Below are 23368 nucleotides of genomic sequence, written 5' to 3'. Positions count from 1 at the left end.
CAAAAAAATACAAATTTAAAAAGGAAGAGAACTCGGAGTTAAAATCCTTACAAAATTTTAGGTTTGAATGTCTAATACAGCGTGAATGTAGAAAGGAAAATTCAATTAAAAATAGGCCCAATTACCGATTCGCACGAAAGCGATTTCCTGTTAAAATTGGTCCAAATTCTGGAAGGATGTGGGATATAAAATGAAAAAACTTCTGCTGTCTGTCCTGCTGCTATTGCTCACTGTGTTCACAGCCGCCTGCTCCACGACTCAATCTGAAGAAAAAGAAGGAAACAGCTCGGATGGCTTGCACAACAAAGCCTTTCCAGATGCTTTAGCCGTTTTGGCCGAAGACGAGGATGCCGATATTCTCCAAGTAAATAAACGAGTTTACAAGGCAAATATCGGAAATCTTGAAAGCCTGGAATTAACAAAGGAAAATTTGATTGGGACAATAGAAGCGACGTTTCAGGAAGGGAAAGAATTTACAGATAATATGGCAACGAAACTCCCTATTGGCGCAGAAGTATATTCAACCACTGAAAATGGTGTATTGATTGCTGAATATGAAGGTGAGACGGTAAGATACCGTGCCCTCTTGGACGAATAAGAAGGAAGAGTCAGAGGCAGTTCGCTGGTGAACTGCCTCTTCTTATATCATTGACTACCATGCTGCCAAGCTTCTGTGATATGATAAATAAAAACTAGGAGGAATGAACAATGTCTGGTGAATCCTGTATTTTATCGCTCAATAACAAGAGAAGCGTCGTACTTATCCCCAGGAATATGGCTGTGTATCGCTCATTCAAAATCATTGAAACAACCGATGAAGAGGACAATACATACTACTTATACTTTTATAAACAGGAGTTTATAAATGGAGTTCATGCAAACCAAGTTAAACGTCATTCGTTCCTCCATAGCGCCTTTACTCAAGGGTTCACTTTTTCCGGCAGTCATCCGCTTACAACCAAAGTGTTTTCCCGGTCAGCACATTACCGGACTCAACGCTTTAATTCCTTACATAAAAACCTTTCATCCAAATATTCGCCCATTGAATCCACCTATATTTTAGTATCATTCGATTCTTTCATCCCCAAGGGCCAACTTTCCAAACTCCTTAAGAAGCAATATTATCAATACCGCCGGAACGGCCAGCTCCTGAATGCATTCAAAATTCTACACATTTATAAGGATTTTTCACCTGAAGACTCTTTTGTAAAAGATATGATCAACCATCTCGATTTTCAGAAATACCGTGATAAATACAGTCAACTGGAAAACCTCTACAAAATAGACAGCATACAATTTGAGAAAAAGTGCTTCTCCCACCTTCACGATTCCCATTCTCTTTCCACCCTTCTCGGTTTTCTAAAAAAAGAAGAACGGTGGATGGACGAACTTGCCTTAAGGACAGCTTTGCTTGCAGAGAATAAGTCCGCTTCCCATGAACAAGCAATCCGAAACTTAATCCGAGAACATACCGACTCTACAGAGCAATCCATCTTTCTCAGGTATTTGGCTGAGTACCGGACAACTTCCAATGAGCTTTGTGTAGAGATTTTAGATGAATTGCTGCATCACCGCCGTTATGAGGAGACTATCCAATTGCTGCTAAGCCGTGAGATAGTCCCAGAAGTCCGCCAATACGAACAAGTAACAGAGAGCTTTCTCCAAGCTGATTCAAACATTTATCCACCCCATTACCATACACTTAGTGCACGGTTGCTCGAACTATTTTCATCGGATAAAAAGTCCCTTGAAAGAATAGCCCTGCGCTGCATTTCCTCTTTCTTTGATAAAAAGAACCTGAATGAAATTGCGGAATGGCTCACTCCATTTAACAAAGCAGGCGTCTATCTCCCTATTCAACAAAAATTGAACAAAATGAAAATGTATCAGGAAGATCCTGATCAGCAATTTGCACTCGGGGAGCTGTACCTGTATTTTGATCAAACAGAGAGATCGATTGATTGCTTTAAATGGGAAATGGAACTTCATCCAGATGACCCGAAGCCAGTCCAAGTTTTGTCAAAGGTCTACCTAAAACTTGGAAATAAAGAGGAGGCAGCGGCTTACCAGCAATTATTATTACAGATGAAGAAATGATCACTCAATGGACCGCCATAGTGTCATGGAGGCATAACTTTGATACGGTGTCCATGTTTCAGACATTTCTTCAATCTCCTGGATGGATGGTTTTCTGCCAAGCTCAAAATAAAATTTCATGGCATTTTGAATGCCTATATCTGCTTTAGGAAGCAAATTGGATCGTCCAAGTCCAAACAACAGCCAATTTTCAGCAGTCCAGCGACCAATCCCCCGGAGTTTGATCAAGGTATCGATTACTTCCTGGTCAGAAGCTGTGGCAAGTTGTTCCAAATCCAGTTCACCATTGACTATTTTCCGGGATGTATCAATGACATATTCTGCTTTCCTTTGACTGAACTGCAGCTCTCTAAGATCTTCGTAAGATAGGCGGGCAACGGTTTCCGGCCGTGGATAAAACCAGACTTGTTCATGCTGCCCGCCGTATTTTTGCACAAAACGGGCATCAAGGGTGTGAGCGAACTTCATATTTAATTGCTGATGGATGATTCCTTTAATCAATGAAAAATATAATCCGTGGTCTTTGACAATGGGGGTTCCTGGATGGGCGAAGAACAGCTTTTCCAAATTGGTGCCGATAAAGTGTTCGTTTATTGAAGTAAAGTCGACATCCCACTGCAGGACATTACCGACTTCTGAAATCAATGCGTCCCTTGCAGCTATGCTGTCAGAGCTTATCGCAAACTTCGGTTCTTGAATTGATCCTTTCCCATGTACCTTTACGACATGTTTTTCATCCGCTATCTCTACAGGGATCCAGATTGTACGCTGTTCCATATCCAACCGTTTTAAAGGCTCCATTGTTGACCTGTTCAATATATAGTCAAAATCATAAATAGATGTGAGCTCTATTTTCTCTGTCCACATGGATTCATCCTCCTTTACTCTCTAATTTTCATCATACCAGACGATCATTGATTATACGAAGACATAAAAAAACGCAGCTAATTAGCTGCGCGGTCATTCAACATCTTAAAAACCGAGAATAGGACGCGGAATTTTATCTTTCATCACAAGTTCGTCTAAACTTTTGAAAGAATACCCTTGTTTCTTCAAATCTACAATTAGATGTTCTAATGCTTCTGCATTATCTTCTGACACTGTATGCAAAAGAATTACAGCACCTGGATGAATCTGATTGACCACTTGCTGATAGGCAGACTTCCAGCCTTTCTGATTGTCCGTATGCCAATCGACAAATGCAATCGACCAAAACATGTGGATATAGCCAAGTTCATTTGCCCAGTTGATGCTTTCTTTCGTAAAAGTTCCTCTCGGAGGCCGTACATATTGCATCGTCTTTTGCGGAGTAATTTCTGCAACGGCCTTTTCCAAGCTCTCCAATTCTTTTCTCATTCCCTGCTTCGATAATGTCGTAAAATCAGGGTGATAATAGGAATGGTTTCCGACAATATGCCCATCCTTTACCATGCGCTTGACCAATTCGGGACTGCTTTCCACATAATGACCGGTAACAAAGAAAGTCGCCGGCACATCCTCTTTTTTCAGTACATCAAGAATCTTTCCTGTATAGCCTTTTTCATAGCCGTTATCAAATGTTAAGTAAACGACTTTATCACCGGACTTATCAAGATAATATCCGCCGTTTTCTTCAAGGATTTGCCCGTACATTCCTACTTCCGGCGGTTGGTGCTCCGTACTCTTTTTAAATCCCCATCCATATCCTGCTGCAGAAGGTGTCCAAGAAGGGGCTGTTAGTAAAACAACTATAACTGACATACAGATAAACAATTGAGTCTTCATCTTTATCTCCTGACTTTTTTTGTTTATCTTTTGTCGGGCTGGGTGATTTATACCGCTCAAGCGCACGCTAAATAATGGTTCTCCTGTAAAAAAAATTGCCGGTACTGATCACATTACCGGCATTGGGTGCTATAAAATGATTGCTGCAATCCAGCCAAACAAGAATAGCGGAATATTATAGTGGATAAATGTCGGGACGCAAGTGTCCCAAATATGGTGGTGTCTGCCATCGGCGTTCAATCCCGAGGTGGGTCCAAGGGTACTGTCTGAAGCAGGAGAACCTGCGTCACCAAGTGCTCCGGCAGTACCTATCAAAGCCGCAATTGCCATTGGCGAAAATCCGGCAGCAACACAAATCGGTACATAAAGGGCTGCAAGAATGGGGATTGTTCCGAACGAAGAACCTATACCCATGGTGACAAGCAAACCGACTAACAGTAAGACAAAAGCAATTACCGCCTGGTTATCCCCCAACACGTCGGATGAAAATTCGACAAGACTGCTTACTGAACCAGTCTCTTGCAGGATATGGCCAAAACCAGATGCGACCAACATCACAAAAGCGATTGTTCCCATCATGGAAATACCCTCACTGACAACTCTGTCCCCTCTTTTGAACGGTACGACAAAGAACAAGAACATCAGAATCAAACCTGTCAATGCACCTATAATTAAGTTATCAGTAACAAGTTGGACAACAAGGGCTGCTACGATGGCAACCAACGTCAAAAAATGCTGCATAGTGAAAGATGTTGTTGTCTGTTCTGTTTCGGCAGTAACTTCTGTAGCCTCATCAAGCTGGATTGGCTCTCTGCCTTTCCGATAACTGAAGAATACTGCTACCAACAATCCGACAATCATACCGGAACCCGGAATAAGCATCGATAAAGCTACCTCGGAGACAGTGATGTCTGCCCCATTTTGTGTCATCCCGTTAACGATGGTCTGATGAAAGATCAGCCCGAACCCCAGCGGAATCATTAGATACGGGGCTTTTAAACCAAATGTCAATGCAGTTGCCACCCCACGCCGGTCAACCTTCATTTCATCAAACAACTTCAGCAATGGAGGGATGAGTATTGGAATAAAAGCAATATGCACAGGGATTGCGTTCTGGGATAGAGAAGCAATACCGGCGATTGCCAACAGCATGATTGTTTTCTTTCCAGTTAATACCTTGATAAGATAATTTACTAATAAGTTCGTTATACCCGTGTAACTGATTGATACCGCGAAGGCACCTAATAAAATATAACTTAATGCGGTACTGGATTGTCCACCCATCCCGGCTACAAGCATTTCGACTGTATCACTAAGGCTCATTCCGGACATGAGACCTGCGGTAATAGATGCAATGATAATCGCAATAATTACATTCACACGCAACAAGCTTAAAATGGTCATTACCAATACGGAAATAATAACAGCAAAAGCCATTTCGCACGCTCCTTCTTGATGATTGATCAATAATCTCTTTAACTCTCTACCACTTTACCATAGTAAAGTATGAATCAAAAAAAATCAACCGGCAAAATAGCCGGATGTCTATTTTGTTAACGCAATTTTTCTTCCATTGACTCCAGTATATGGATAAGCTGATCGATATCCTCCACCGATGTTTCTTCCGGATCCATGTTATCAAGTCTTGTCATGAAGCCTTCCAATTGCTGTTTCAGCTGTGCGATTCTCTCTTCATTTGCCATGTTTATAACCCCTTTTAAATTTAAATGCCATTACATACTAAAGGAAATGGGCAGGAATGTCCAACCGTGCTCTCTCCTGCTTATTGTTTACCGGGATATTTTTTTCATGTAGGAATACCAACAAAAAAGCATCCGTTTGGCCGAATGCTTTTTCTCTGTTATTTCAATTGGAAAGAGAAAGAAACATGATCTTGGATTGGGATCCAGGCTCCCACTCCTTGTTTGGTCACATTCTTCACTACAATCCGTTTGTTCGAGCCTTTAAGTTCCAGATAAACTTCCCCGAAAGTAACCTGGCCCTTTTCGTTTACAGCAGGTGCATATGCCGTTAAGTTGCCGATTTTCTTAACAGGTATACCATAAGAATTCTCTTTTTTGGTTCCTTCCCCGAATACAGTATGAAACGATAACGGCAGGTTCGTATGTTTCTTAGCTTTTAACAGCATCATTCTTTTTACTTGGTCGGCATTATTTATTTTTGCGGTAAGTGCCCCTTTGACATGCTTTTCTTCTTCTTGGTTGTAACTCATGTTCTTCTGGTTATTACCACCTAAATTGTTCAATTGATTTACATTTATCTTTTGAAACTCCCAATTCAAATTAGTTTCTTGCGATTCGTAATTAAGCGGCCAATGCCCCATATAAATCAGTCCACGGTAACCAATCGCAAGAGGAGACGGCTTTAAAGTAGTTTCATTCAAAAGCTTGATTAATTCCGGATTCTCAATGTTGATTTTCGACTCCTCGACAAGCTCCTTCACCAAATCACTCGGTTCTAGTACAGCTTCATCTCTTGAAGAATTAGGATAAGTGTTTTCTTTGGATATATTCAAGACATGGTTGGGAACTTCCACTTTATCTTTATCCGATTTATGTTCAGCTTCCTCTGCCTGTAGTGTTTGAAACGGCATGAACACCGCCAGGACGGCAAGGAAAACTATCCAGGCTATTTTTTTGTTATACATTGTGCCCCAATCCTTTCGGGTTTTTGCTTAGTATTTTCGGAGCACACGTTTGTTATTCAACAAAAAGGCGGAATTTCGGTCTGATTACATAAAAGAATTCATGAGCCGTTGTGCTTTTGGCTCGAAAAACTGAATGGAAGGACCTATAAACAGCAGAATCATAATAGTCCCTATTCCTATCGGGCCACCAAGCAAAAGCGCCAATAAAAGTGCAAGGCATTCTGTCAGTGTCTTTGCTGTTGCAATGGTGAAGCTCCAACGCTTCTGCAATGCAACCATCAAACCGTCGACTGGGTTCAAGGATAACTTTGGCTGCAGGTACATCGATACCCCAAAACCGATGATCAAAATCCCGCCGATCAGCATGGCTGCTTTAACCCAGAAAATATCACTGGTCCAGCCATCCATGATCATGATCAACCAAAAGTCGATCATAAGTCCAATAGTAAAAATGGTAACTAACGCCAGGTAATCAGGTCTCTCTCTTGCGATTAGCGCATTTATTGCAATCAAAAGAAGCCCGATGATAATGACCCAGTTCCCAACTGTAAGCCCGGTAAGAGAAGATAATGCGACATTGACGGCATCCCAGGCTCCGATTCCCAGATCAGCGGTTATTGTGAGACTGATACCGAACGATAATACAATCAAGCCTGCTAAAAAGAACAAGATTCTCACTTTTATCTGCTTATTCATGATTCTTCTCCTTTAATTCCCTTAAATATAAGTGCATAAAAAAGGACACTTATCCGTATCGAGATAAGGCCCTTTTTATTTTAACACTATCGTCTCTCGGCTGAAATCCCTTTCGTCGATATTCACACACATGCTTTACTATTCAGTCCAAATCAATATAATCGAGGCTCTCTTCGATATCGATACTATTTTCCACGGAGCGGATCATGGAACAGTTTTTTCTGGAGATTGCCAAATTCTTTTCCAGTTTAGCCCGATCCAGCTGTTTGCCTTTAACTATATAACGGAGGTGAATTCTGTCAATTCGGTTGGCTTCTTCTGGATTTCGTTCTACTTCTGCGGATATATGCCATTCTTCCACGTTTAACTTTTGCTTTTCCAGGATCTTGCGAAAGACAGAGGCACTACACCCTGCTATGGAGGCGACCATCAATTGGTACGGCCGGAATCCATAATCTTCATTCCCGGAAATATTCAATTGGCCATATGGAAACGAAGTACACACACCCTGTTCCTTCAAATAAAAATCCACAACACCCCTCCTCAAAATATAAATAAAACCTATTTCCATTATTTTTCCCTGTCTGGCAATATTTTAACTACATTTTTGTATAAAACTCCTCTTTCATTTCAGTTACCAATCCAACACACACCAGAATTTCAAATCCAGAGTAGAGAGGAACTAGGACATAGTAAAAGTTCATTCTCGGGAGACTTCCTCTCTTTCTGATTAAAATGAGTGGTATGCCACTCGCTGGTAAAGATTTCTCCATCTCTGTTAGAGAACATATTAGACACATTGCAGGATCACTTCTCACCTAATCAGAAAAACTATACCAAGCTGCGGAAAAATGCGAGACTCCAGTGGGAAAGGAACAGTCTGAAGACCCCGCAGGGCGCTTTTCCCGAGGAGGCTAAAGCGTTCCCCACGGAAAGCGAGTGTTTTTCCGCAGCGCTGGATTACCACTCAATACGAAAAGGATGGGAGGAAGTCCCGTTAAGTGAAGTTAGTTATGTCGTAGATTATATATTTTGTGCAATAACAGGGATTCGATGGTGCAAGTAATTGTATAAAGATTGACCTTTCCATGGAAGAAGATTACATTGAATAGATGTGAAGAAAAAATAGATGAAGAGGGGGATGGAATCTTGGCTAATCACAGAACTCGCTTTATTATATTAATTGCTCTCGTAACCATCTCGGGTTTCTCTCAAGGGATGCTACTTCCTCTTTTAGCAATTATATTGGAACAAAACGGCGTCCCCTCATCGGTGAACGGACTCCATGCAACTGGGTTGTACATAGGAGTACTCATAGCATCACCGTTCATGGAAAAACCGATGCAGAAACTGGGATACAAACCGATCATTCTCGCAGGAGGCATGCTTGTCTTTGTCAGCCTGTTCTTTTTCCCGCTATGGCAAACTTTATGGTTTTGGTTTATCCTTCGCATTCTTGTCGGCATTGGAGACCACATGCTTCATTTCGGGACGCAAACTTGGATAACCTCCACCTCTGCTCCTGAACGTCGCGGCAGGAACATTGCTTACTATGGGTTATTTTTCAGTCTTGGCTTTTCGTTCGGTCCGATGATGACCAGGTTGTTGGCGGTGAATGAGAGCTTGCCGTTTATCGTATCAGCCAGCCTTTGCTTCCTTGTCTGGATATCGATGTTTTTTGTGCGGAATGACTGGCCGCAGGCTGAAGAAGAGGGAGCATCTGTTGCAAGGTCTTCCTTTGGACGATTTATTCAAACATGGAAGTTGGCATGGGTAGCATTACTGCCTCCCTTTAGTTATGGCTTTCTGGAAGCCACGCTGAATGGAATATTCCCTGTCTATGGCTTGAGAATCGGCCATGAAATAGATACATTGTCTCTTATCATTCCTTGCTTTGCCGCTAGCAGTCTGATTACGCAAATACCTCTTGGCATACTAAGTGATAAAATCGGCCGCAAAAAACTTTTGATGGCGGTTATGTCGTTGGGTAGCATTACCTTTCTTATAGCAGCCCTTACCGAAAGGTCGACAGTATGGTTGTTTATCACATTTACTCTGGCCGGAATGCTCGTAGGTTCCGTCTATTCGCTTGGTATTTCTTATTTGACAGATATATTACCGAAAACCTTGCTGCCAGCAGGGAATATTATGTGCGGAATCGCTTTTAGTTTGGGAAGCATCTCCGGACCTTACTTAGGCGGGGTATTTATCGATTTATTCCCAGACACTTCTTTCTTTTATGTGATCATGGGCATGTTGTTCGTTGTCTTCATCGCGATTACTGCTAATAAAACCGCAAAAGGAGCAACTGCCTGAAAACAGGGAATGGTTAAGAACTTTTGCCAACTCTTAACCGTTTCCTGTTTCTTCTTTTCCTCTTTACCGAAATCCTTCCAAAGCGCCGTTACCAGACATCCCATAGCAAAAAAAGCTTGTACTGATCAGTAATCAATACAAGCTTTTTAGTAAGTGAAAACTATTTTATAAACTTGTTGTATCTTTTTTCCAAACGATCCTGCACAAAAGAGATAACGCCACAGAGCGGCCAGTAAATAAAGGCAACCAGTACGTACATGGTCATCGTATCAAAGGTTCTCCCTCCAGCTATCTGCGCTTTTTGAAACAGTTCCGGTACAGTAATTACTGCAGCAAGCGATGTCGCCTTGACAATATCAAGAAAAATATTAGTCAACGGTGGAATTGCAATTCTTGTAGCCTGGGGAAGAATAATTCTTCGCAGTGTCTGCCAGTAGCTGAACCCCAGCGCATGTGCGGACTCCCATTGACCTTTAGGGATACTATTGATCGCCGATCGGTTGACTTCGGCAATATAAGCAGCGCTGTTCAATCCAAAACCAAGCACCGCCGCTACATATGCCGTCATTTCTATGCCTACGACAGGCAGCCCAAAATAAAGAATGAATAAAAAAACCAAAATCGGGGTGCCTCTCATAAACGATATATAGACGCGAGAAGGCCATCTCAACAGCTTCTTATCCGATCCACGCCCTAAAGCCAAAAACAAACCCAAAACGAGACCTAAAGCCATGCCTGCAAAAGAGACTGCAACCGTCATCGGTAAACCGCCGAGAATAAATGGCAGATTTTCCAAAGCCAATTCTACATCAAACAGGCCGCCAAAGTTGAAGCCATTAAAATTGATCATATCAATCCCTTACAAATCCAAGCCTTCGATCTCTTGGATTTCTCCTTCAGGTTTTTTGGACGCGTCTTCGTTATAAAACTTCTCGGCCAATTCTGTCAGCGTTCCATCATCCCGCATTTCCTGCAACGTCTCATTGATTTTCTCTGTTAAGACATCAGCCCCGTCCGGCATGACGACTGCCTGTTCCGTTGGATGGAACTTTAAATCCGGATGAAGGTGAATGTCAAACTCAGGGAATGCTGCAACACCGAATTTAGAAAGGTAGTAATCATTGACAATAACATCTGTACGACCATTATGGACATCACGCAAATAAGCTTCATTTGGGGCATTTCCGTATGTCTTTGTTTCAGCACCAAAATGTTCTGCTATCTGGCTGTAAATTGTTGTCGCACCGCCACCGTTTACCTTGCCTTCTAAATCTTCCAGACTTTCAATTCCAGAGTTATCTTCTTTCCTTACAACCATTGTCGAGTAAGAATATTTATATGGCTCACTGAAATTGAATTTTTCTTTCCTTTTGTCAGTTGCTTCAATATCATTGACTGCAACATCGATCCTTCCGCTATTGATTGCCGGAAGCATACTGTCTATTCCCATGATTTCAAAAGAAATATCAAGATCAAGGCGCTTGGCAATTTCCCTCATGACTTCCACGTCATAACCAGTTAGAGCATCGGCATTTTCTTCTTCGCCTTCGTAATAAGAAGCGGCAACCAAAGTACCTGACGTCGCTGCTACAATTTCCCCTTCTTCTTGAATTTCGGCCCACTTAGAATCCGAAGTGTCCTCGCTGGCATTATCTTGCTCATTACCATTATCGGAATTGCTTCCGCATGCACTTAATGAAACTACTGCTATCAGTAATACTAATAAAAATCCTAGCTTTTTCAATTCATTCCCACCTTTGTGTATATTATATAAAATACTTAATAAAAGATAACAGCAAAAAACGATTAAATCAACATTTTAAGATACTGTTACTATATAATAAAAATACTGTATTAAAACTTCGCATTACGCAGTGGTCTTCCATTAAAAAACCGGCCCCTCCATACATGGATAGCCAGTTTTAGTTGAATTATACTTTCTTTTTTATCCACATTAACCTCGCCGTCTTTTTGCCACCAATGCGTTAATTTCTCCACCAGCAATGATGATGATCCCCGATAAGTAGAACCAGATCATCAAGATTATCACACCGCCAAGGCTTCCGTATGTAGCAGAATAATTTCCCATGGTATTCACATAAAAAGAAAAAGCGAGTGATACAAGCTGCCATCCGATTGTGGCTACAGCCGCCCCGATAGCCGCATCTTTAAAATATATCCGCTTATTTGGTGCAAGCCGGTAGAGTACAACGAGGACAATAAAAAAGACGATGAAAGATACTACCCAGCGAAGCGTATTCCAAAGTTCCAGAAAATCTTCAGAAAGATTTATAAAGGAGAAAAGATAAACACCTATTGCCTTACCGAAAATAGGCAGGAGAAAAGCGACAGAAATCACGATAATCATCGCAATGGTCAGGACAATGGCAATGAGCCTGGATACAATAAATGAGCGGTTCTCTTCTACATTGTAAGCCGCATTCAACGCCCTCATAATCGAGTTGATACCGTTTGATGCCGACCAAAGTGTTGCCAGGATGGTGATAGAAAGGATTCCGCCATTTCTCTCATTTGTAAGCTGGGTGACATTTTCTGTAATTAAATCCATTGTTTCTGCAGGCGCATAGGAAGTCACGAATCTTAGTATATCTTCCTCCGTTAAAGGTAAATATCCGATTAATGCCACAAAAAACAATAAAAAAGGGAACAACGACAAAAGAAAAAAATAAGCAAGTTGAGCTGCGAGGCCGAACACATCATCATCCAGCATTCGTACAATCAAGTCTTTTACAAAATAAAAGATGAAACGCAAAGCAGCCTCTCCTCCTTCATTTTGTTATAAAGCGGGAAACAAGTCTTCCGGAAGAAGCTGCTGCCAACACTTCCCTGAAGTTATCATTCCCTATGTTCATCAGTGCTGCTTACTTTTTCAATTGTTTGCTGAATGTCCGACAGCATTTCAACGACACTGTCAGCTCCGGTAAATAAATTGCTGGCTAACTGTTCATAGCATGACCGGACTCCTTGAATAACATCTGACGGGTTCTTCAAATAATAATTGGTTCTGTCACCAGCCTTTTTCAGATTTCTCGAAACCTCTACCCTGGTGCTTTTATCAGCTAGTGAAATAAGTCCACCCACTGTTGCTCCGATTATTATCCCTTTCAACAATTTCGATTCGCTCATCCTTACCACTCCTTATTTTATAATTGATGTGAGAGCTTTATTCGTTCCAAAAGACCCTTACAACCCTGCTCGATAAGTTGGAACACGTGATTAAAGTTGTTGGAAAAGTACGGGTCGGGAATGTTGGTTTCTTCTGCATCTTTTACGAAATCCATCATTTTGGCCACAACCATTTTATCATCGGCTTCACGGATTATACGGAGGTCCTCCATATTATTTTCATCCATCGCGATAATATAATTAAAGTTGTCCCAGTCCTCCTCCACTATCTTCCTAGCTGTTATCCCTTCGTAAGAAATGGAAACCTGATCAAGCTGTTTTCTAGTCCCTTCATGAGGAAGTTCACCAATATGCCAGTGGCCTATCCCGGCAGAATCGATGGCAATTTTGTTCTCCAGCCCCTGTTTCTTCACCATGTCCCGGAATATCGCTTCAGCCATCGGTGATCTGCACAAATTCCCCAAACATACAAAAAGCACTTTGATCATTTTGATCACCGCCATATTTAAGTATATTTCGCCCGGTTTCTCAAGCGTTTATTGTTTATGTTCCCTCTTATTATGAAATAAACTCGGTCATTTGAAAAGAATCAAGCAATATGATTGCGCTTACCGACAAGTTACACTTGACATTTTATTTAAATTTTCGGAAAATTTAATCATGGGGTTAGTATATATAAAGGGGGAATAACATGGGAGAAGAAAGTAAGTTAATGGATTTAATCGGAACAATCAGCGGGTATGTATGGGGCGCACCACTGCTTATCTTACTGGTGGGAACAGGTATTTACTTGACTATACGACTTGGTTTCCTGCAAATAAGGACATTGCCTTACGCCTTGAAACTAGCTTTTAGTCCGGAAAAACAGGATAAAAAATCCAAGGGAGATATCAGTCATTACCAGGCGCTGACTACTGCAATGGCGGCCACTATAGGGACCGGGAATATCGCCGGTGTAGCGACAGCTGTAGTACTGGGAGGTCCCGGAGCAGTATTCTGGATGTGGATCACGGCATTGTTTGGAATGGCTACGAAGTATGCAGAAGCGATATTGGCTGTCAAATACCGGGTCACCGACAGTAACGGCCAAATGTCAGGCGGTCCGATGTATTACCTTGAAAAAGGATTGAATGCAAAATGGCTCGGAATACTATTCGCCATATTCGGTTCCTTCGCAGCCTTCGGTATCGGTAACATGGTCCAATCCAACTCTGTTTCAGACGTTTTGGAAACTTCTTTCAATGTTCCGACATGGGTGACTGGGATTATACTTACTGTTTTGGTTGGAATGGTTATTATCGGCGGCATTAAAAGTATCGGTAAAGTCACTTCTTTCTTCGTCCCGATTATGGCTGCCTTTTATGTTCTAGGTGGACTTATCATCATTATTATGAATTTGGATCTTGTTCCTTCTGCTTTGGGCACAATCTTCAGTGATGCATTTACAGGGAGTGCAATCGGTGGAGGCATACTTGGTACCGTTATCCGTTATGGTGTAGCCCGCGGGGTCTTTTCAAACGAAGCAGGTCTCGGGTCTGCCCCAATTGCTGCAGCTGCAGCAAAGACGGATTATCCCGGAAGACAGGCACTGGTCTCCATGACCCAAGTATTTATCGATACGATAATCGTCTGTACAATCACCGGACTGACAATCGTTATGGCCGGACAGTATACAGGCGGGTTGGATGGAGCAGACCTCACTTCTGAATCATTCGGAATATTTCTTGGCAATACCGGCACATATATTGTGGCCATCGGCATTATTTTCTTTGCTTTCTCCACCCTTGTGGGCTGGTCTTACTATGGAGAAAAATGTTTCGGGTACTTATTCAGTGAAAAGGCGATTCCCTTTTACCGGATTGTTTTTGTTCTCTTCGTTTTCGTCGGTTCAGTAGCTGCATTGGATATCGTCTGGGGTGTAGCGGATATTATGAACGGCTTAATGGCATTCCCGAACCTGATCGGCCTACTCGGTTTATCAGGAGTCGTAGCTGCCGAAACGAAGCGTTTCTTAAATATTGCAAAAGAAGAAAAAAGACAAGAAAAACAAAAAACATACAGTGCATAACTTTTTAAATTTGCTGTCGAGAAACTCTCGACAGCTTTTTTTGGGGCGTGATGAAGCGGAATGATATCATGTTATGCAAGCGGCCTGATGCAATGATCTCCTTCGTTTTGGGCGGAGTTGACGTAGTCACTTACGTCATAGGCATCAAGCTGTTCGATTGGTACGTTACTGATAAAACCGTGCGCTTGTTCGGGATCCATTCTAACAGGTGCCAACCACTCATCTTCCGCCTCTTTCGGGAGAATGACCGGCATCCTGTCATGAATAGGCTGCATGAATTCATTAGCTTTTCTGGTTAGAATGGTGCACGTGTATAACTTCTTCCCATTATGTTCCCACTTGTCCCACAATCCTGCAAAAGCAAAAAGTTTCCTGTTTTGCAGGGAAATTCTTTTAGGTTGCTTGCCGTTTTCATTTCTTTGCCACTCATAAAAGCTATCAGCAACAATCAAACAACGTCTTCTTGAAAGCAAGGATTTAAAACTCGGCTTTTCATGAGCTGTTTCACTTCTGGCATTGATCATCTTATAACCTATTTTGGGATCCTTCGACCATGAAGGCACAAGCCCCCATTTCAGAAAACCCGCCCTTTTGGAATTACCGTCATGGATAACAGCAAGGATGTCCTGTCCCGGGGCGATATTGTATCGTGTTTCGTACCCTGGTATTTCCTGATCCAGTTCGTACTCTTGCAGGATTTCCAGTTCACTGGCATGAAGTGTAAAACGTCCGCACATACTAACTCCTCCTGTCCTTTCAGACTAATTTGTCGGTTAAAGTTATCCATATTATACAAATAGGAAGGTGGGACCACAAACAAAAAAAAACAGTCCTCACCTGTCTGGCCGGACTGTTTTAGATACCGAATCTTTTATGGATTTTACTGGAATATTTTTGATATGCGTTCGATTTCTTGAGATTTCTCTTTTCTAGCGCTATTCTCAGCTGAATTTCTTTTTCTGTCAGCTGTTTTTTATAACTTTCTTTTTGTTCCGGGTCTTTGCAGGATGCAATCATGTCTTCCAGTGTAATGAGTTCCTTCTTCAGTCGAACTTCTTCTGGAAGATAACCGGAATTTTTCATCATCAAATAACTCGTCCGCATATCTTCAGGAATTGCGGATAGATCCTCTAACTCCAATCGCTTCCCTTCCCCCGGAAGGTTATCAAACTCTCCATCTTTAATGGCCTGACGAATTCTCTCTTCGGCCATCCTGCTGGCAAAGTCCATATGAAATCACCTCTCCATTTGCTCACATTTTAGTGATAGTGTAATCAAAAGCTATATTTCAACTATATTACTGGTTCACAAAACCCATATTATGCGACATAACTTTAAAGTGACTTCCTCCCATCCTTTTCTGATTGAGTGGCAGTCCAGCGCTGCGGAAAAATACTCGCTTTCCGCGGGGAACGCTTCAGCCTCCTCGGGCAAAGCGCCCTGCGGGGTCTTCAGACTGTTCCTTTCCCACAGGACTTTGAAAAGGCCTCGATGAATTTACACCGCACGCAGAAAATCGAACTTTATTTTCAAGGAGTCTCGCATTTTTCCGCAGCTCGGTATAGTTTTTGATTAGTGAGAAAAAATCCTAAAATGTGTCTAACATGGGCACTCGAGTCGCATTCAATGCGGATTTTGCTAGAAATCATCCGCTTCTTAGGATTGTTTTTAGTTAATTGTTAGGGAATTGGAGAATGCGTATTCCTGACCTCAAATTTAAGAAAATTACTAACAGCGAAAGGTCTTCGGTGGGACGAGTAATCGCAGTCCCAAAGGCAGCAAGGATGTTAATTCAAGTAGTCCCCTGGCTGAGGCCGTGCCCAAGGAAAGCGAAGTGTTCTGGCGCAGCGAGGCCATACCAGCCATTTATAATCAGAACGAGAGGAAGTCTCTTTAGAGTGAATTTTCACTATGTCACAGTTTGCCTCAACTGAAAAGTTTCATCCAACAAAAATATAAAGAAAAAATTAATCAAAAAGAACAGCCCTTTTTATATAGGACTGTTCTTATTATAACTTATTTTCCGATGAATTGTTGTGTCCAAACGTTGCCTTGTTCAACATATCCTACTCCGATATGAGTGAAATCAGCGTTAAGGATGTTTTTGCGGTGGCCTTCACTGTTCATCCATGCTTCTACTACTTCTTCAGGGGAACGTTGGCCTTTGGCAATGTTCTCACCAGCTGTGTTGTAGCTGATACCGAACTGCTTCATCATATCAAAAGGAGAACCATAAGTCGGGCTGTTATGAGAAAAGTATCCATTTTCAGCCATGTCGGAAGATTTTTCTCGTGCTACCTTGCTTAGCTCATTATCTATTTTCAATGGAGAAAGCCCGTTCTTCGCTCTTTCTTCATTGGTTAGTTCGACTACTTCTTGTTCGAACTGATTTAGCTGTTGGTCTTGTCCATTATCTTCAGATGCTTGTTGATCCTTTTCTACCGTTTGCTGTTGCTCCGCTTGTTGTTGTGGTTGCTCTTCTGCTTGCTTTTGCGGTTGTTGTGTTGGTTGTTGCTCTGGCTTCTCTGCTTTATCTTGTTGTTGTGTTTCTTGAGTTTGTTGTTGTTTCCACTGAATCTTATAGTTACTGAAGTATTTATCTAGATAGTTTTGAATATCCTGTTGTGAAAAGTTCCCATTAGTAGAGTAGTAGACTTTCGTATTAACTTGATAGTTGCTTTGTGCATCCACATTGGTTGCGAAAGTTCCGCCGAATAATAGTGCAGCAGAAAATACTGTAGCAAATCCTATTTTTTTGAACATATTTTTGCACCTCTCCTGTTAAATTTTTTCTTGTGTTCTTGCTTGCACAATCATCATAGCATGGCTTTGCTGTAATATTTTTGTCTGGTTTTTCCATTTACAAGTGAATCCTTGTTTGTTCTAAAGAGGTATAACATAAATCAAAAGCTCAGCAGCCTTTATCTATTAACGTATCAAGCTATCCTTTTAATCTCATAAAAGCAATTAAAAAAAGCCACCTTTTTACTAAAGTGGCTGATAGCATATGGGACAATTGGATAATATTTCAATGTATTCAGGGTTGACATACCTCTGAAAGGCCAAAAAATATTACAATTTCTATTCAATGAGTAAAGGATTTGTTACTTCTGGGACATAATTTTCCGTCTTTTTTTGATGATTGATTGCGACAGCGAGTTGGCTAAAGCTTCCGCCTCAAGGATCCTGTCCATCCCTTCAATTCCATGTTTTCGGTGGTACAATACTTCATATATATAGGAAATGCTCACTTTGAACGAGTCCTGTTCGACTAGCTCCAATGTATCTGAATGATGGACATGTCCCTCTTCTAATACTCTGAAGTAATAACCGGAAAAGCCAGTCTCTGTTACTGCTGCGGGTATTTCTTTTATTTGGTGAACTTCCGCAATTTTGTAACAAGGTTTTCTCGGCTGGGAAACTTGAATAGTAGCACCACCAAGTTTATAAACGTCGCCTATGTAAGTTTCTTTCTCTGTCAATCCGTCCACCGTTATGTTTTCGCCAAATGAAGGAATGGCAAATTTTCTATTATATGTATTTTCCCAATAGGAATAGTGATTTAAAGCATATCCCAGGACGGCTTTATCTTCTCCCCCATGGTTTTTTAAATCTGCTTGTCCATCTCCCTCAAATCCTGTAGAACTTAAGTAAGAAGTTTCCTCAATGGGGGATTTTATAAATCCGCTATACAATTCTTTTCCATTAATGAGATGTTTGTCCGGTTTTCCCACATTCAAAGAAGCAATCTTGTATTCGATAAGACCTCCACCTTTCTTTTTATCAAAAAATCACAAGCAACATATTTATTAATCATTATATATAAAAGTCCTTAACAAATAAAAGATAAATATGGATGTAACTTCCAATATTAATTTTAAAAATTTTTTTGTGGTCCTTTTCTGCCACTTTTATAAATGTTACAATTGCCTCGAAAATTATCAAGGTTCCTATGCCTTGAAAAAAAACGGGCGTGGACTTTTTCTTTCTAGAAGAAAAAATTCACGTTTTTCTATGTAAAGAAAAGGGAAAGGATGATAGGGATGCACGTAGGAAGTAAAGGTTGGTATGTTGAAGAATTAAAAAATCTAGGTGTTCGCCGCTTGGAAGGACGCAAATTGGAGCGTTATAAAAAGCACATACTTGCAAACCTATTAGCTGAAAAGCAAAATTAAGCTTTTTATAAGCAGACTTAAGGTAAAAGCGGGAACAATGTTTCCTGCTTTTTTTACTATTGTCTCTTCTTGTCATGGTTATGTCTGCGGGGGCTATTAAGAGCCTTCCTGTATTTGCCATCCTATCACCCCCAGAAAACGTGTTACATTGGAGAAAGGCTATATAATGAAAAAAATGTCATCAATGGAGGAAAAAATATGTTTTCTAACGCAGAAATCGGAATTGATTTAGGAACTGCTAATATATTGGTATATACGAAGTCAAAAGGAATTGTATTGAATGAACCGTCTGTAGTCGCTATTGATATGGATTCCAAGAGTGTGGTAGCCGTTGGTGCGGAAGCAAAGGAAATGGTCGGTAAAACCCCACAAAACATCATCCCGATCCGCCCCTTGAAAGATGGAGTCATTGCTGATTATGATGTTACCGCTCAAATGCTGAAAGAAATACTGAAAAAGGTCAGTAAAAAAGCCGGGCTGTCGATGAGAAAACCAACAGTAGTCGTTTGTACTCCTTCCGGAAGCACATCAGTTGAACGAAGGGCGATTCATAATGCAGTAAAGAGCTATGGTGCAAAAGAGGTACATCTTATCGAAGAACCTGTCGCTGCTGCCATTGGTTCTGATTTACCTGTCGATGAACCAATAGCAAATGTTATTGTAGATATCGGCGGAGGAACGAGTGAAGTAGGCATCATCTCATTTGGCGGAATTGTTTCCTGTCGTTCAGTCCGAACAGGTGGAGACAAGATGGATGACGAAATCATCCAGTATATCCGCAAGCAATATAATATCCTGATCGGCGAGAGAACAGCTGAAAACATCAAAATGGAAATCGGTGTCGCTTTAATCGACCACGAAGAAATGACAATGGATATTCGTGGACGGGATATGGTAACAGGACTTCCGCGTACCATTAATGTTACTTCAACAGAAATTCAGGGTGCAATCAAAGAATCTCTAGAAGCCATATTGGAAACCATCCGCACAACTTTGGAAAACTGTCCTCCAGAATTAAGTGGCGATATTGTGGACCATGGTGTTACACTTACAGGCGGCGGCGCCCTGTTAAAAGGAATGCAGGAATGGCTTGCCAATGAAATTTCTGTCCCTGTCCACCTAGCGCCAAACCCACTTGAATCAGTGGCAATCGGAACAGGTCGTGCTCTAAAAATGATCAATAAATTGCAAAAAGCTGCAAAGTAATCCAGGGAGGGATTTGGTACTTCTTTCTAAGAAGGCCGCTCTCCCTCTTCACCTTCTTCTCTGTTTTACATATAGTGATTCAGAGGAGGGAGATTCTTTTGTTCACAGTTTTACAATTTTATCGAATAAAAAGGGTCCAAACTGCGAGGTTTCTGGAACTAAGTGATAAAATCGCTCAAGCTAATATGTCTCATGGAGCAATTGAGCACCGGATTTATCAACCATATCGATTAGAATCAGCTACGAAAAAAGAGCAGGAAAACAATATATTCTTCTTGGACTTGAAGCAGGATGAGGAAATTTTGTTTGGGCAGATGGTCTATCGGAACAAATCCCACCACGATGAAGTTCTTTTAAAAATGGACCAGGATGAAACCATTCAGCTCTTACTGGAGGAGACTGCAAAACTTGTTGATTCTTCCAACACCTACATTGCCACTTTCCAAAGTGCAGACATCTAAAAATAAAAACTACAGCCCATTCCCCATTGATTATTCGTGGAGAATTTTTCTTTTTCAGGAAAGATTCCAACTCATCTGGGAACAAGTGATGAGATTAGAGACGCTGACTCCAGGGTATAAAAAGGATACCGCAGCTACCACAGCCAACCTTTTTCTTTTTCGATTACAACTACATATATTGGACAAATTATTAAAGATATGAAGAAATGAGAGGTTGCAATAGATGAACACAGCTGAACTACTTTCCATCTTAAAAATAAAACAAATATACGGTGAGCTTCCACCTCAGGTCCAGGCTATCCACAATGATTCCCGTAAAGCGGAGAAAGATTGCCTATTCATATGTACTCGCGGGTTTACTGTCGATGGCCACGATTTTCATAAAGAGGCTGAAAAGAAAGGTGCAACTGTAATCGTTGCTGAAAAAAAGCTCGATGTAGACCTTACGAATACAGCTTTAGTCATTGTTCGTGATTCCATTAAGGCGATGGCATTGCTTGCCAATAAATTTTACGGTTTTCCATCCCAGCAAATGAATGTATTCGGTGTTACGGGGACCAACGGAAAAACAACGGTAACCACTCTTATTCACTCCATGCTTCGAAAGCAAGGGGAAAAGTCTGCTCTTTCCGGAACGATCGGCCTGGAATTGGAAGACGAACATTTCCCAAGCAATAACACGACATGTGACGCACTCACAAACCAAAAAATGATGAAGATGGCTTTGGACAAAGGAATCAACAATATGACAATGGAAGTTTCCTCCCACGGCCTTGTACAGGGACGATTATCAGGTGTGGAGTTTGATGTTGTCGCTTTTACGAACTTATCCCATGACCATCTAGACTTTCATGACACCATGGAACAGTATGGATTTGCAAAAGGACTGTTGTTCGCACAATTGGGACAAGATCTACGTAAAGAAAAATATGCAATCATCAACCAGGATGACCCCTGGTATTCAACCTATGTCTTTTCAACCGGTTTTGAAACGATATCTTACAGCCTTCATGCTGACTCAGCTTTTAAAGCAATCGATATTTCCTATCAGCCCGACCGGACAATATTCACCCTCTTATCGCCTGAAGGGACATATGAGGTGACCATGAATCTGCTTGGAGAATTCAATGTCTATAACGCTCTTGCAGCCATTGCTTCCTTATATGCTCATGGTTATCATATACCGGAATTGTTAGAGACTCTGCAAAGCCTTCCACCAGTGAATGGCCGCATGGAAAAGGTTGACATCAATGCCCCTGTTACCATGTATATCGATTATGCCCATACTCCGGATGCCATCGAAAAGGCAATCCTGTCAGTGTTGCCTTTTAAAGAGAACCGGCTGATTTTCTTAGTGGGGACAGGCGGTGACAGAGATGCACGCAAAAGGCCTGATATGGCTGAAAAGGCATCTGTCGCAGATTATGTGGTTTTGACTATTAACGATCCGAGATATGAGGATTCGCTATCCATCCTGCACGATATGGAAAAAGGGATGAAACATAACAACTATGCTGCAATAGCAGATAGAAAAGAGGCAATCAAACATGCCATAGAGATAAGCGAAGCTGGAGACATTATCATCTTTGCCGGCAAAGGCCAGGAAGATTATCAAATAATCGAAAACACAAAGCACCCACATAGCGACAAGCAAGTCGTTCAAGAACATTGTTTAATAAAGTTCGGAAATTAACATACCAAAAGGACAGCCTCAAACCACAAGGCTGTCCTTTCTTCATTAATCCAGCAATTTCTTCAGTTTTTCTACTTCCTCTTTTGACAATGTAACTCCTTTTCCCATCTTTTCATGGTCAGGTGCCCAGTCTCTTATGTCATACTTGGCTTCCCTGCCGTTCCAGCTCACCAAATTCAATTCTTTCGTCCATCCTTTTGGCGACTCGGACAAAACACCCAAATTTTCCACGATTTCATATTTCAAATCCGCCATCGAATTCTCACCTTCCCATGTATTATTATCCATATCTGTTATAATTAGCATAAGTCATTGAATGAAAAGGAGCAAGATTATGAAACCTGATTTTCAATTGAAACAAGAACGGAAAGAGGAAATGATCGGTAAGATAAAAGAGTACTTTGAAAAGGAAAGAGACGAAGAATTAGGTGAACTAGCGGCAGGACTTTTCCTCGATTTCATTACCGAAGAACTTGGCCCTGTTTTTTACAATATCGGGGTTGAAGATTCACATGCTTTTATCCATGCTAAGCTGGAAGATATCTTTGAAATTCAAAAGTGACGCTTATCTTCAATCTTGTATAAGGATAATTTTTTATCCCATTTTTCTATGACCCTGTCGAACGCCATGCCGACTCTGTTTGCCACTTTAATGGAGGCTTCATTTCCCGGATCGATAAGAGATATGATCTGATGGCATTTTACCTGCTTGAAGCCATAGTCCACACAGGCTTTAGCAGCTTCTGTTGCAAAGCCTTTCCCCCACGCCGTCCGTACAAACAAGTACCCAACCTCCAATTCCATTTTACCTTCGACCATTTGGGGGACAAGTCCGCACATCCCGACAAATGAGTTATCGGGGAGCTTCTCGACGACCCAAAGTCCTACACCATACTTCATATAATTTCCTCTTGTCCAATCGATCCACTCTTTGGTCTCCTCCGAGTCTTTGAGGGACGGATAATACCTCATCGCCTCTGGATCCGAGAAAATTTTTTGCAAATTATCCAAATCCTCCGGCTGCATTGTTCTGAGTCTCAATCGTTCTGTCTTGATGACTTCCTTCATAACTAATCC

The 23368-nt window shown here is 41.4% G+C and carries 27 protein-coding genes; 9 read left to right on the top strand and 18 right to left on the bottom strand.

The window, feature by feature from the left end:
* Positions 1-190: 190 nt before the first annotated feature.
* The gene (locus CZ434_RS17600) at positions 191-598 is read left to right on the top strand and encodes a hypothetical protein (RefSeq protein ID WP_077624336.1); all 408 of its coding nucleotides are present in this window, start codon (positions 191-193) and stop codon (positions 596-598) included.
* A 110-nt stretch (positions 599-708) separates the two neighbouring features.
* On the top strand, positions 709-2097 hold the full coding sequence (locus tag CZ434_RS17595; protein ID WP_077624335.1) for a tetratricopeptide repeat protein: 1389 nt from the start codon (positions 709-711) through the stop codon (positions 2095-2097).
* On the opposite strand, the gene CZ434_RS17590 is transcribed toward CZ434_RS17595, so the two are convergent.
* The 7 genes from CZ434_RS17590 to CZ434_RS17565 all read right to left on the bottom strand — a co-directional run bounded on the left by CZ434_RS17590 (position 2098) and on the right by CZ434_RS17565 (position 7757).
* Positions 2098-2964: a DNA-3-methyladenine glycosylase family protein gene (locus CZ434_RS17590; protein ID WP_077624334.1), complete on the bottom strand. Its 867-nt coding sequence runs from the start codon at positions 2962-2964 to the stop codon at positions 2098-2100.
* A gap of 105 nt (positions 2965-3069) precedes the next feature.
* The gene (gene pdaA, locus CZ434_RS17585) at positions 3070-3861 is read right to left on the bottom strand and encodes a delta-lactam-biosynthetic de-N-acetylase (RefSeq protein ID WP_077624333.1); all 792 of its coding nucleotides are present in this window, start codon (positions 3859-3861) and stop codon (positions 3070-3072) included.
* A gap of 129 nt (positions 3862-3990) precedes the next feature.
* Positions 3991-5298, bottom strand: coding sequence for a Na+/H+ antiporter family protein (locus tag CZ434_RS17580; RefSeq protein WP_077624332.1), 1308 nt, complete (start codon positions 5296-5298; stop codon positions 3991-3993).
* Between the two features lie 116 nt (positions 5299-5414).
* The gene (locus CZ434_RS22290; protein ID WP_179107309.1) at positions 5415-5564 is read right to left on the bottom strand and encodes an SE1561 family protein; all 150 of its coding nucleotides are present in this window, start codon (positions 5562-5564) and stop codon (positions 5415-5417) included.
* Positions 5565-5722: 158 nt separating this feature from the next.
* On the bottom strand, positions 5723-6529 hold the full coding sequence (locus tag CZ434_RS17575; protein WP_077624331.1) for a YfkD famly protein: 807 nt from the start codon (positions 6527-6529) through the stop codon (positions 5723-5725).
* An 84-nt stretch (positions 6530-6613) separates the two neighbouring features.
* A complete protein-coding gene (locus tag CZ434_RS17570; protein ID WP_077624330.1) occupies positions 6614-7225 on the bottom strand; it encodes a YczE/YyaS/YitT family protein in 612 nt (203 codons plus the stop codon).
* Between the two features lie 142 nt (positions 7226-7367).
* Complete coding sequence (locus CZ434_RS17565; protein WP_077624329.1) at positions 7368-7757, bottom strand: OsmC family protein; 390 nt, start codon at positions 7755-7757, stop codon at positions 7368-7370.
* 617 nt (positions 7758-8374) lie between these two features.
* On the opposite strand from CZ434_RS17565, the gene CZ434_RS17560 reads away from it, so the two are divergent.
* Complete coding sequence (locus CZ434_RS17560; RefSeq protein ID WP_077625241.1) at positions 8375-9541, top strand: MFS transporter; 1167 nt, start codon at positions 8375-8377, stop codon at positions 9539-9541.
* 160 nt (positions 9542-9701) lie between these two features.
* On the opposite strand, the gene CZ434_RS17555 is transcribed toward CZ434_RS17560, so the two are convergent.
* From CZ434_RS17555 to CZ434_RS17535, 5 genes are all read right to left on the bottom strand, one after another.
* Positions 9702-10391: an amino acid ABC transporter permease gene (locus CZ434_RS17555; protein ID WP_077624328.1), complete on the bottom strand. Its 690-nt coding sequence runs from the start codon at positions 10389-10391 to the stop codon at positions 9702-9704.
* A gap of 9 nt (positions 10392-10400) precedes the next feature.
* Positions 10401-11285, bottom strand: a complete 885-nt coding sequence (locus CZ434_RS17550; RefSeq protein WP_077624327.1) for a transporter substrate-binding domain-containing protein — start codon at positions 11283-11285, stop codon at positions 10401-10403.
* 210 nt (positions 11286-11495) lie between these two features.
* Positions 11496-12314 carry a YihY/virulence factor BrkB family protein gene (locus CZ434_RS17545; RefSeq protein WP_077624326.1) on the bottom strand — a complete coding sequence of 273 codons (819 nt, stop codon included), beginning with the start codon at positions 12312-12314 and terminating at the stop codon, positions 11496-11498.
* Between the two features lie 83 nt (positions 12315-12397).
* A complete protein-coding gene (locus CZ434_RS17540) occupies positions 12398-12688 on the bottom strand; it encodes a hypothetical protein (RefSeq protein ID WP_077624325.1) in 291 nt (96 codons plus the stop codon).
* Between the two features lie 17 nt (positions 12689-12705).
* Positions 12706-13176, bottom strand: coding sequence for a low molecular weight protein-tyrosine-phosphatase (locus tag CZ434_RS17535; protein ID WP_077624324.1), 471 nt, complete (start codon positions 13174-13176; stop codon positions 12706-12708).
* A 203-nt stretch (positions 13177-13379) separates the two neighbouring features.
* Here CZ434_RS17535 and CZ434_RS17530 point away from each other — a divergent pair, with 203 nt between their 5' ends.
* The gene (locus CZ434_RS17530; protein WP_077624323.1) at positions 13380-14756 is read left to right on the top strand and encodes an alanine/glycine:cation symporter family protein; all 1377 of its coding nucleotides are present in this window, start codon (positions 13380-13382) and stop codon (positions 14754-14756) included.
* A gap of 71 nt (positions 14757-14827) precedes the next feature.
* Here CZ434_RS17530 and CZ434_RS17525 read toward each other — a convergent pair whose 3' ends face one another.
* The 4 genes from CZ434_RS17525 to CZ434_RS17510 form a co-directional block, all read right to left on the bottom strand.
* Positions 14828-15493 (bottom strand): SOS response-associated peptidase, encoded by a 666-nt coding sequence (locus CZ434_RS17525; protein WP_077624322.1) that lies wholly within the window; start codon positions 15491-15493, stop codon positions 14828-14830.
* Between the two features lie 118 nt (positions 15494-15611).
* Entirely contained in the window at positions 15612-15986 is a 375-nt protein-coding gene (locus CZ434_RS17520; protein ID WP_077624321.1) for a DnaJ family domain-containing protein, read from the bottom strand.
* 786 nt (positions 15987-16772) lie between these two features.
* Positions 16773-17519 (bottom strand): CAP domain-containing protein, encoded by a 747-nt coding sequence (locus CZ434_RS17515; protein WP_077624320.1) that lies wholly within the window; start codon positions 17517-17519, stop codon positions 16773-16775.
* A gap of 341 nt (positions 17520-17860) precedes the next feature.
* Positions 17861-18490: an MOSC domain-containing protein gene (locus CZ434_RS17510; protein ID WP_245831080.1), complete on the bottom strand. Its 630-nt coding sequence runs from the start codon at positions 18488-18490 to the stop codon at positions 17861-17863.
* A gap of 309 nt (positions 18491-18799) precedes the next feature.
* Here CZ434_RS17510 and CZ434_RS17505 point away from each other — a divergent pair, with 309 nt between their 5' ends.
* From CZ434_RS17505 to CZ434_RS17490, 4 genes are all read left to right on the top strand, one after another.
* Positions 18800-18931, top strand: a complete 132-nt coding sequence (locus tag CZ434_RS17505) for a YflJ family protein (RefSeq protein WP_077624318.1) — start codon at positions 18800-18802, stop codon at positions 18929-18931.
* Between the two features lie 198 nt (positions 18932-19129).
* The gene (mreBH, locus tag CZ434_RS17500) at positions 19130-20137 is read left to right on the top strand and encodes a rod-share determining protein MreBH (protein ID WP_077624317.1); all 1008 of its coding nucleotides are present in this window, start codon (positions 19130-19132) and stop codon (positions 20135-20137) included.
* Between the two features lie 98 nt (positions 20138-20235).
* Positions 20236-20598: a DUF1428 family protein gene (locus tag CZ434_RS17495; RefSeq protein WP_084778746.1), complete on the top strand. Its 363-nt coding sequence runs from the start codon at positions 20236-20238 to the stop codon at positions 20596-20598.
* A gap of 223 nt (positions 20599-20821) precedes the next feature.
* Positions 20822-22291: a UDP-N-acetylmuramoyl-L-alanyl-D-glutamate--2,6-diaminopimelate ligase gene (locus CZ434_RS17490; RefSeq protein WP_077624315.1), complete on the top strand. Its 1470-nt coding sequence runs from the start codon at positions 20822-20824 to the stop codon at positions 22289-22291.
* A 45-nt stretch (positions 22292-22336) separates the two neighbouring features.
* Here CZ434_RS17490 and CZ434_RS17485 read toward each other — a convergent pair whose 3' ends face one another.
* A complete protein-coding gene (locus CZ434_RS17485) occupies positions 22337-22546 on the bottom strand; it encodes a YdbC family protein (protein WP_077624314.1) in 210 nt (69 codons plus the stop codon).
* A 79-nt stretch (positions 22547-22625) separates the two neighbouring features.
* Here CZ434_RS17485 and CZ434_RS17480 point away from each other — a divergent pair, with 79 nt between their 5' ends.
* Positions 22626-22853: a DUF2164 domain-containing protein gene (locus tag CZ434_RS17480; protein WP_077624313.1), complete on the top strand. Its 228-nt coding sequence runs from the start codon at positions 22626-22628 to the stop codon at positions 22851-22853.
* Here the strand turns inward: CZ434_RS17480 and CZ434_RS17475 are convergent.
* Positions 22844-23359 (bottom strand): GNAT family N-acetyltransferase, encoded by a 516-nt coding sequence (locus CZ434_RS17475; RefSeq protein WP_077624312.1) that lies wholly within the window; start codon positions 23357-23359, stop codon positions 22844-22846. The genes CZ434_RS17480 and CZ434_RS17475 overlap by 10 nt on opposite strands.
* Positions 23360-23368: the final 9 nt, after the last annotated feature.

This window comes from Sediminibacillus massiliensis (genome assembly GCF_900156915.1).
GTDB classification, from domain to species: Bacteria; Bacillota; Bacilli; order Bacillales; family Amphibacillaceae; genus Sediminibacillus_A; species Sediminibacillus_A massiliensis.
Note: the sequence above shows the minus strand (reverse complement) of the source record. Positions and strands in the feature narration are given on the sequence as shown.

What these genes read in the sequence shown, in the direction of transcription:
- CZ434_RS17600 (WP_077624336.1), top strand. Translation starts at nt 191, where the DNA reads ATGAAAAAACTTCTGCTGTCTGTCCTGCTGCTATTGCTCACTGTGTTC.
- CZ434_RS17555 (WP_077624328.1), bottom strand. Translation starts at nt 10,391, where the DNA reads ATGATCAATTTTAATGGCTTCAACTTTGGCGGCCTGTTTGATGTAGAA.
- CZ434_RS17580 (WP_077624332.1), bottom strand. Translation starts at nt 5,298, where the DNA reads ATGGCTTTTGCTGTTATTATTTCCGTATTGGTAATGACCATTTTAAGC.
- CZ434_RS17595 (WP_077624335.1), top strand. Translation starts at nt 709, where the DNA reads ATGTCTGGTGAATCCTGTATTTTATCGCTCAATAACAAGAGAAGCGTC.
- CZ434_RS17535 (WP_077624324.1), bottom strand. Translation starts at nt 13,176, where the DNA reads ATGATCAAAGTGCTTTTTGTATGTTTGGGGAATTTGTGCAGATCACCG.
- CZ434_RS17520 (WP_077624321.1), bottom strand. Translation starts at nt 15,986, where the DNA reads ATGGACTTTGCCAGCAGGATGGCCGAAGAGAGAATTCGTCAGGCCATT.
- CZ434_RS17530 (WP_077624323.1), top strand. Translation starts at nt 13,380, where the DNA reads ATGGGAGAAGAAAGTAAGTTAATGGATTTAATCGGAACAATCAGCGGG.
- CZ434_RS17525 (WP_077624322.1), bottom strand. Translation starts at nt 15,493, where the DNA reads ATGTGCGGACGTTTTACACTTCATGCCAGTGAACTGGAAATCCTGCAA.
- mreBH (WP_077624317.1), top strand. Translation starts at nt 19,130, where the DNA reads ATGTTTTCTAACGCAGAAATCGGAATTGATTTAGGAACTGCTAATATA.
- CZ434_RS17575 (WP_077624331.1), bottom strand. Translation starts at nt 6,529, where the DNA reads ATGTATAACAAAAAAATAGCCTGGATAGTTTTCCTTGCCGTCCTGGCG.
- CZ434_RS17485 (WP_077624314.1), bottom strand. Translation starts at nt 22,546, where the DNA reads ATGGCGGATTTGAAATATGAAATCGTGGAAAATTTGGGTGTTTTGTCC.
- CZ434_RS17540 (WP_077624325.1), bottom strand. Translation starts at nt 12,688, where the DNA reads ATGAGCGAATCGAAATTGTTGAAAGGGATAATAATCGGAGCAACAGTG.
- CZ434_RS22290 (WP_179107309.1), bottom strand. Translation starts at nt 5,564, where the DNA reads ATGGCAAATGAAGAGAGAATCGCACAGCTGAAACAGCAATTGGAAGGC.
- CZ434_RS17480 (WP_077624313.1), top strand. Translation starts at nt 22,626, where the DNA reads ATGAAACCTGATTTTCAATTGAAACAAGAACGGAAAGAGGAAATGATC.
- CZ434_RS17515 (WP_077624320.1), bottom strand. Translation starts at nt 17,519, where the DNA reads ATGTTCAAAAAAATAGGATTTGCTACAGTATTTTCTGCTGCACTATTA.
- CZ434_RS17590 (WP_077624334.1), bottom strand. Translation starts at nt 2,964, where the DNA reads ATGTGGACAGAGAAAATAGAGCTCACATCTATTTATGATTTTGACTAT.
- CZ434_RS17505 (WP_077624318.1), top strand. Translation starts at nt 18,800, where the DNA reads ATGCACGTAGGAAGTAAAGGTTGGTATGTTGAAGAATTAAAAAATCTA.
- CZ434_RS17570 (WP_077624330.1), bottom strand. Translation starts at nt 7,225, where the DNA reads ATGAATAAGCAGATAAAAGTGAGAATCTTGTTCTTTTTAGCAGGCTTG.
- CZ434_RS17490 (WP_077624315.1), top strand. Translation starts at nt 20,822, where the DNA reads ATGAACACAGCTGAACTACTTTCCATCTTAAAAATAAAACAAATATAC.
- CZ434_RS17475 (WP_077624312.1), bottom strand. Translation starts at nt 23,359, where the DNA reads ATGAAGGAAGTCATCAAGACAGAACGATTGAGACTCAGAACAATGCAG.
- pdaA (WP_077624333.1), bottom strand. Translation starts at nt 3,861, where the DNA reads ATGAAGACTCAATTGTTTATCTGTATGTCAGTTATAGTTGTTTTACTA.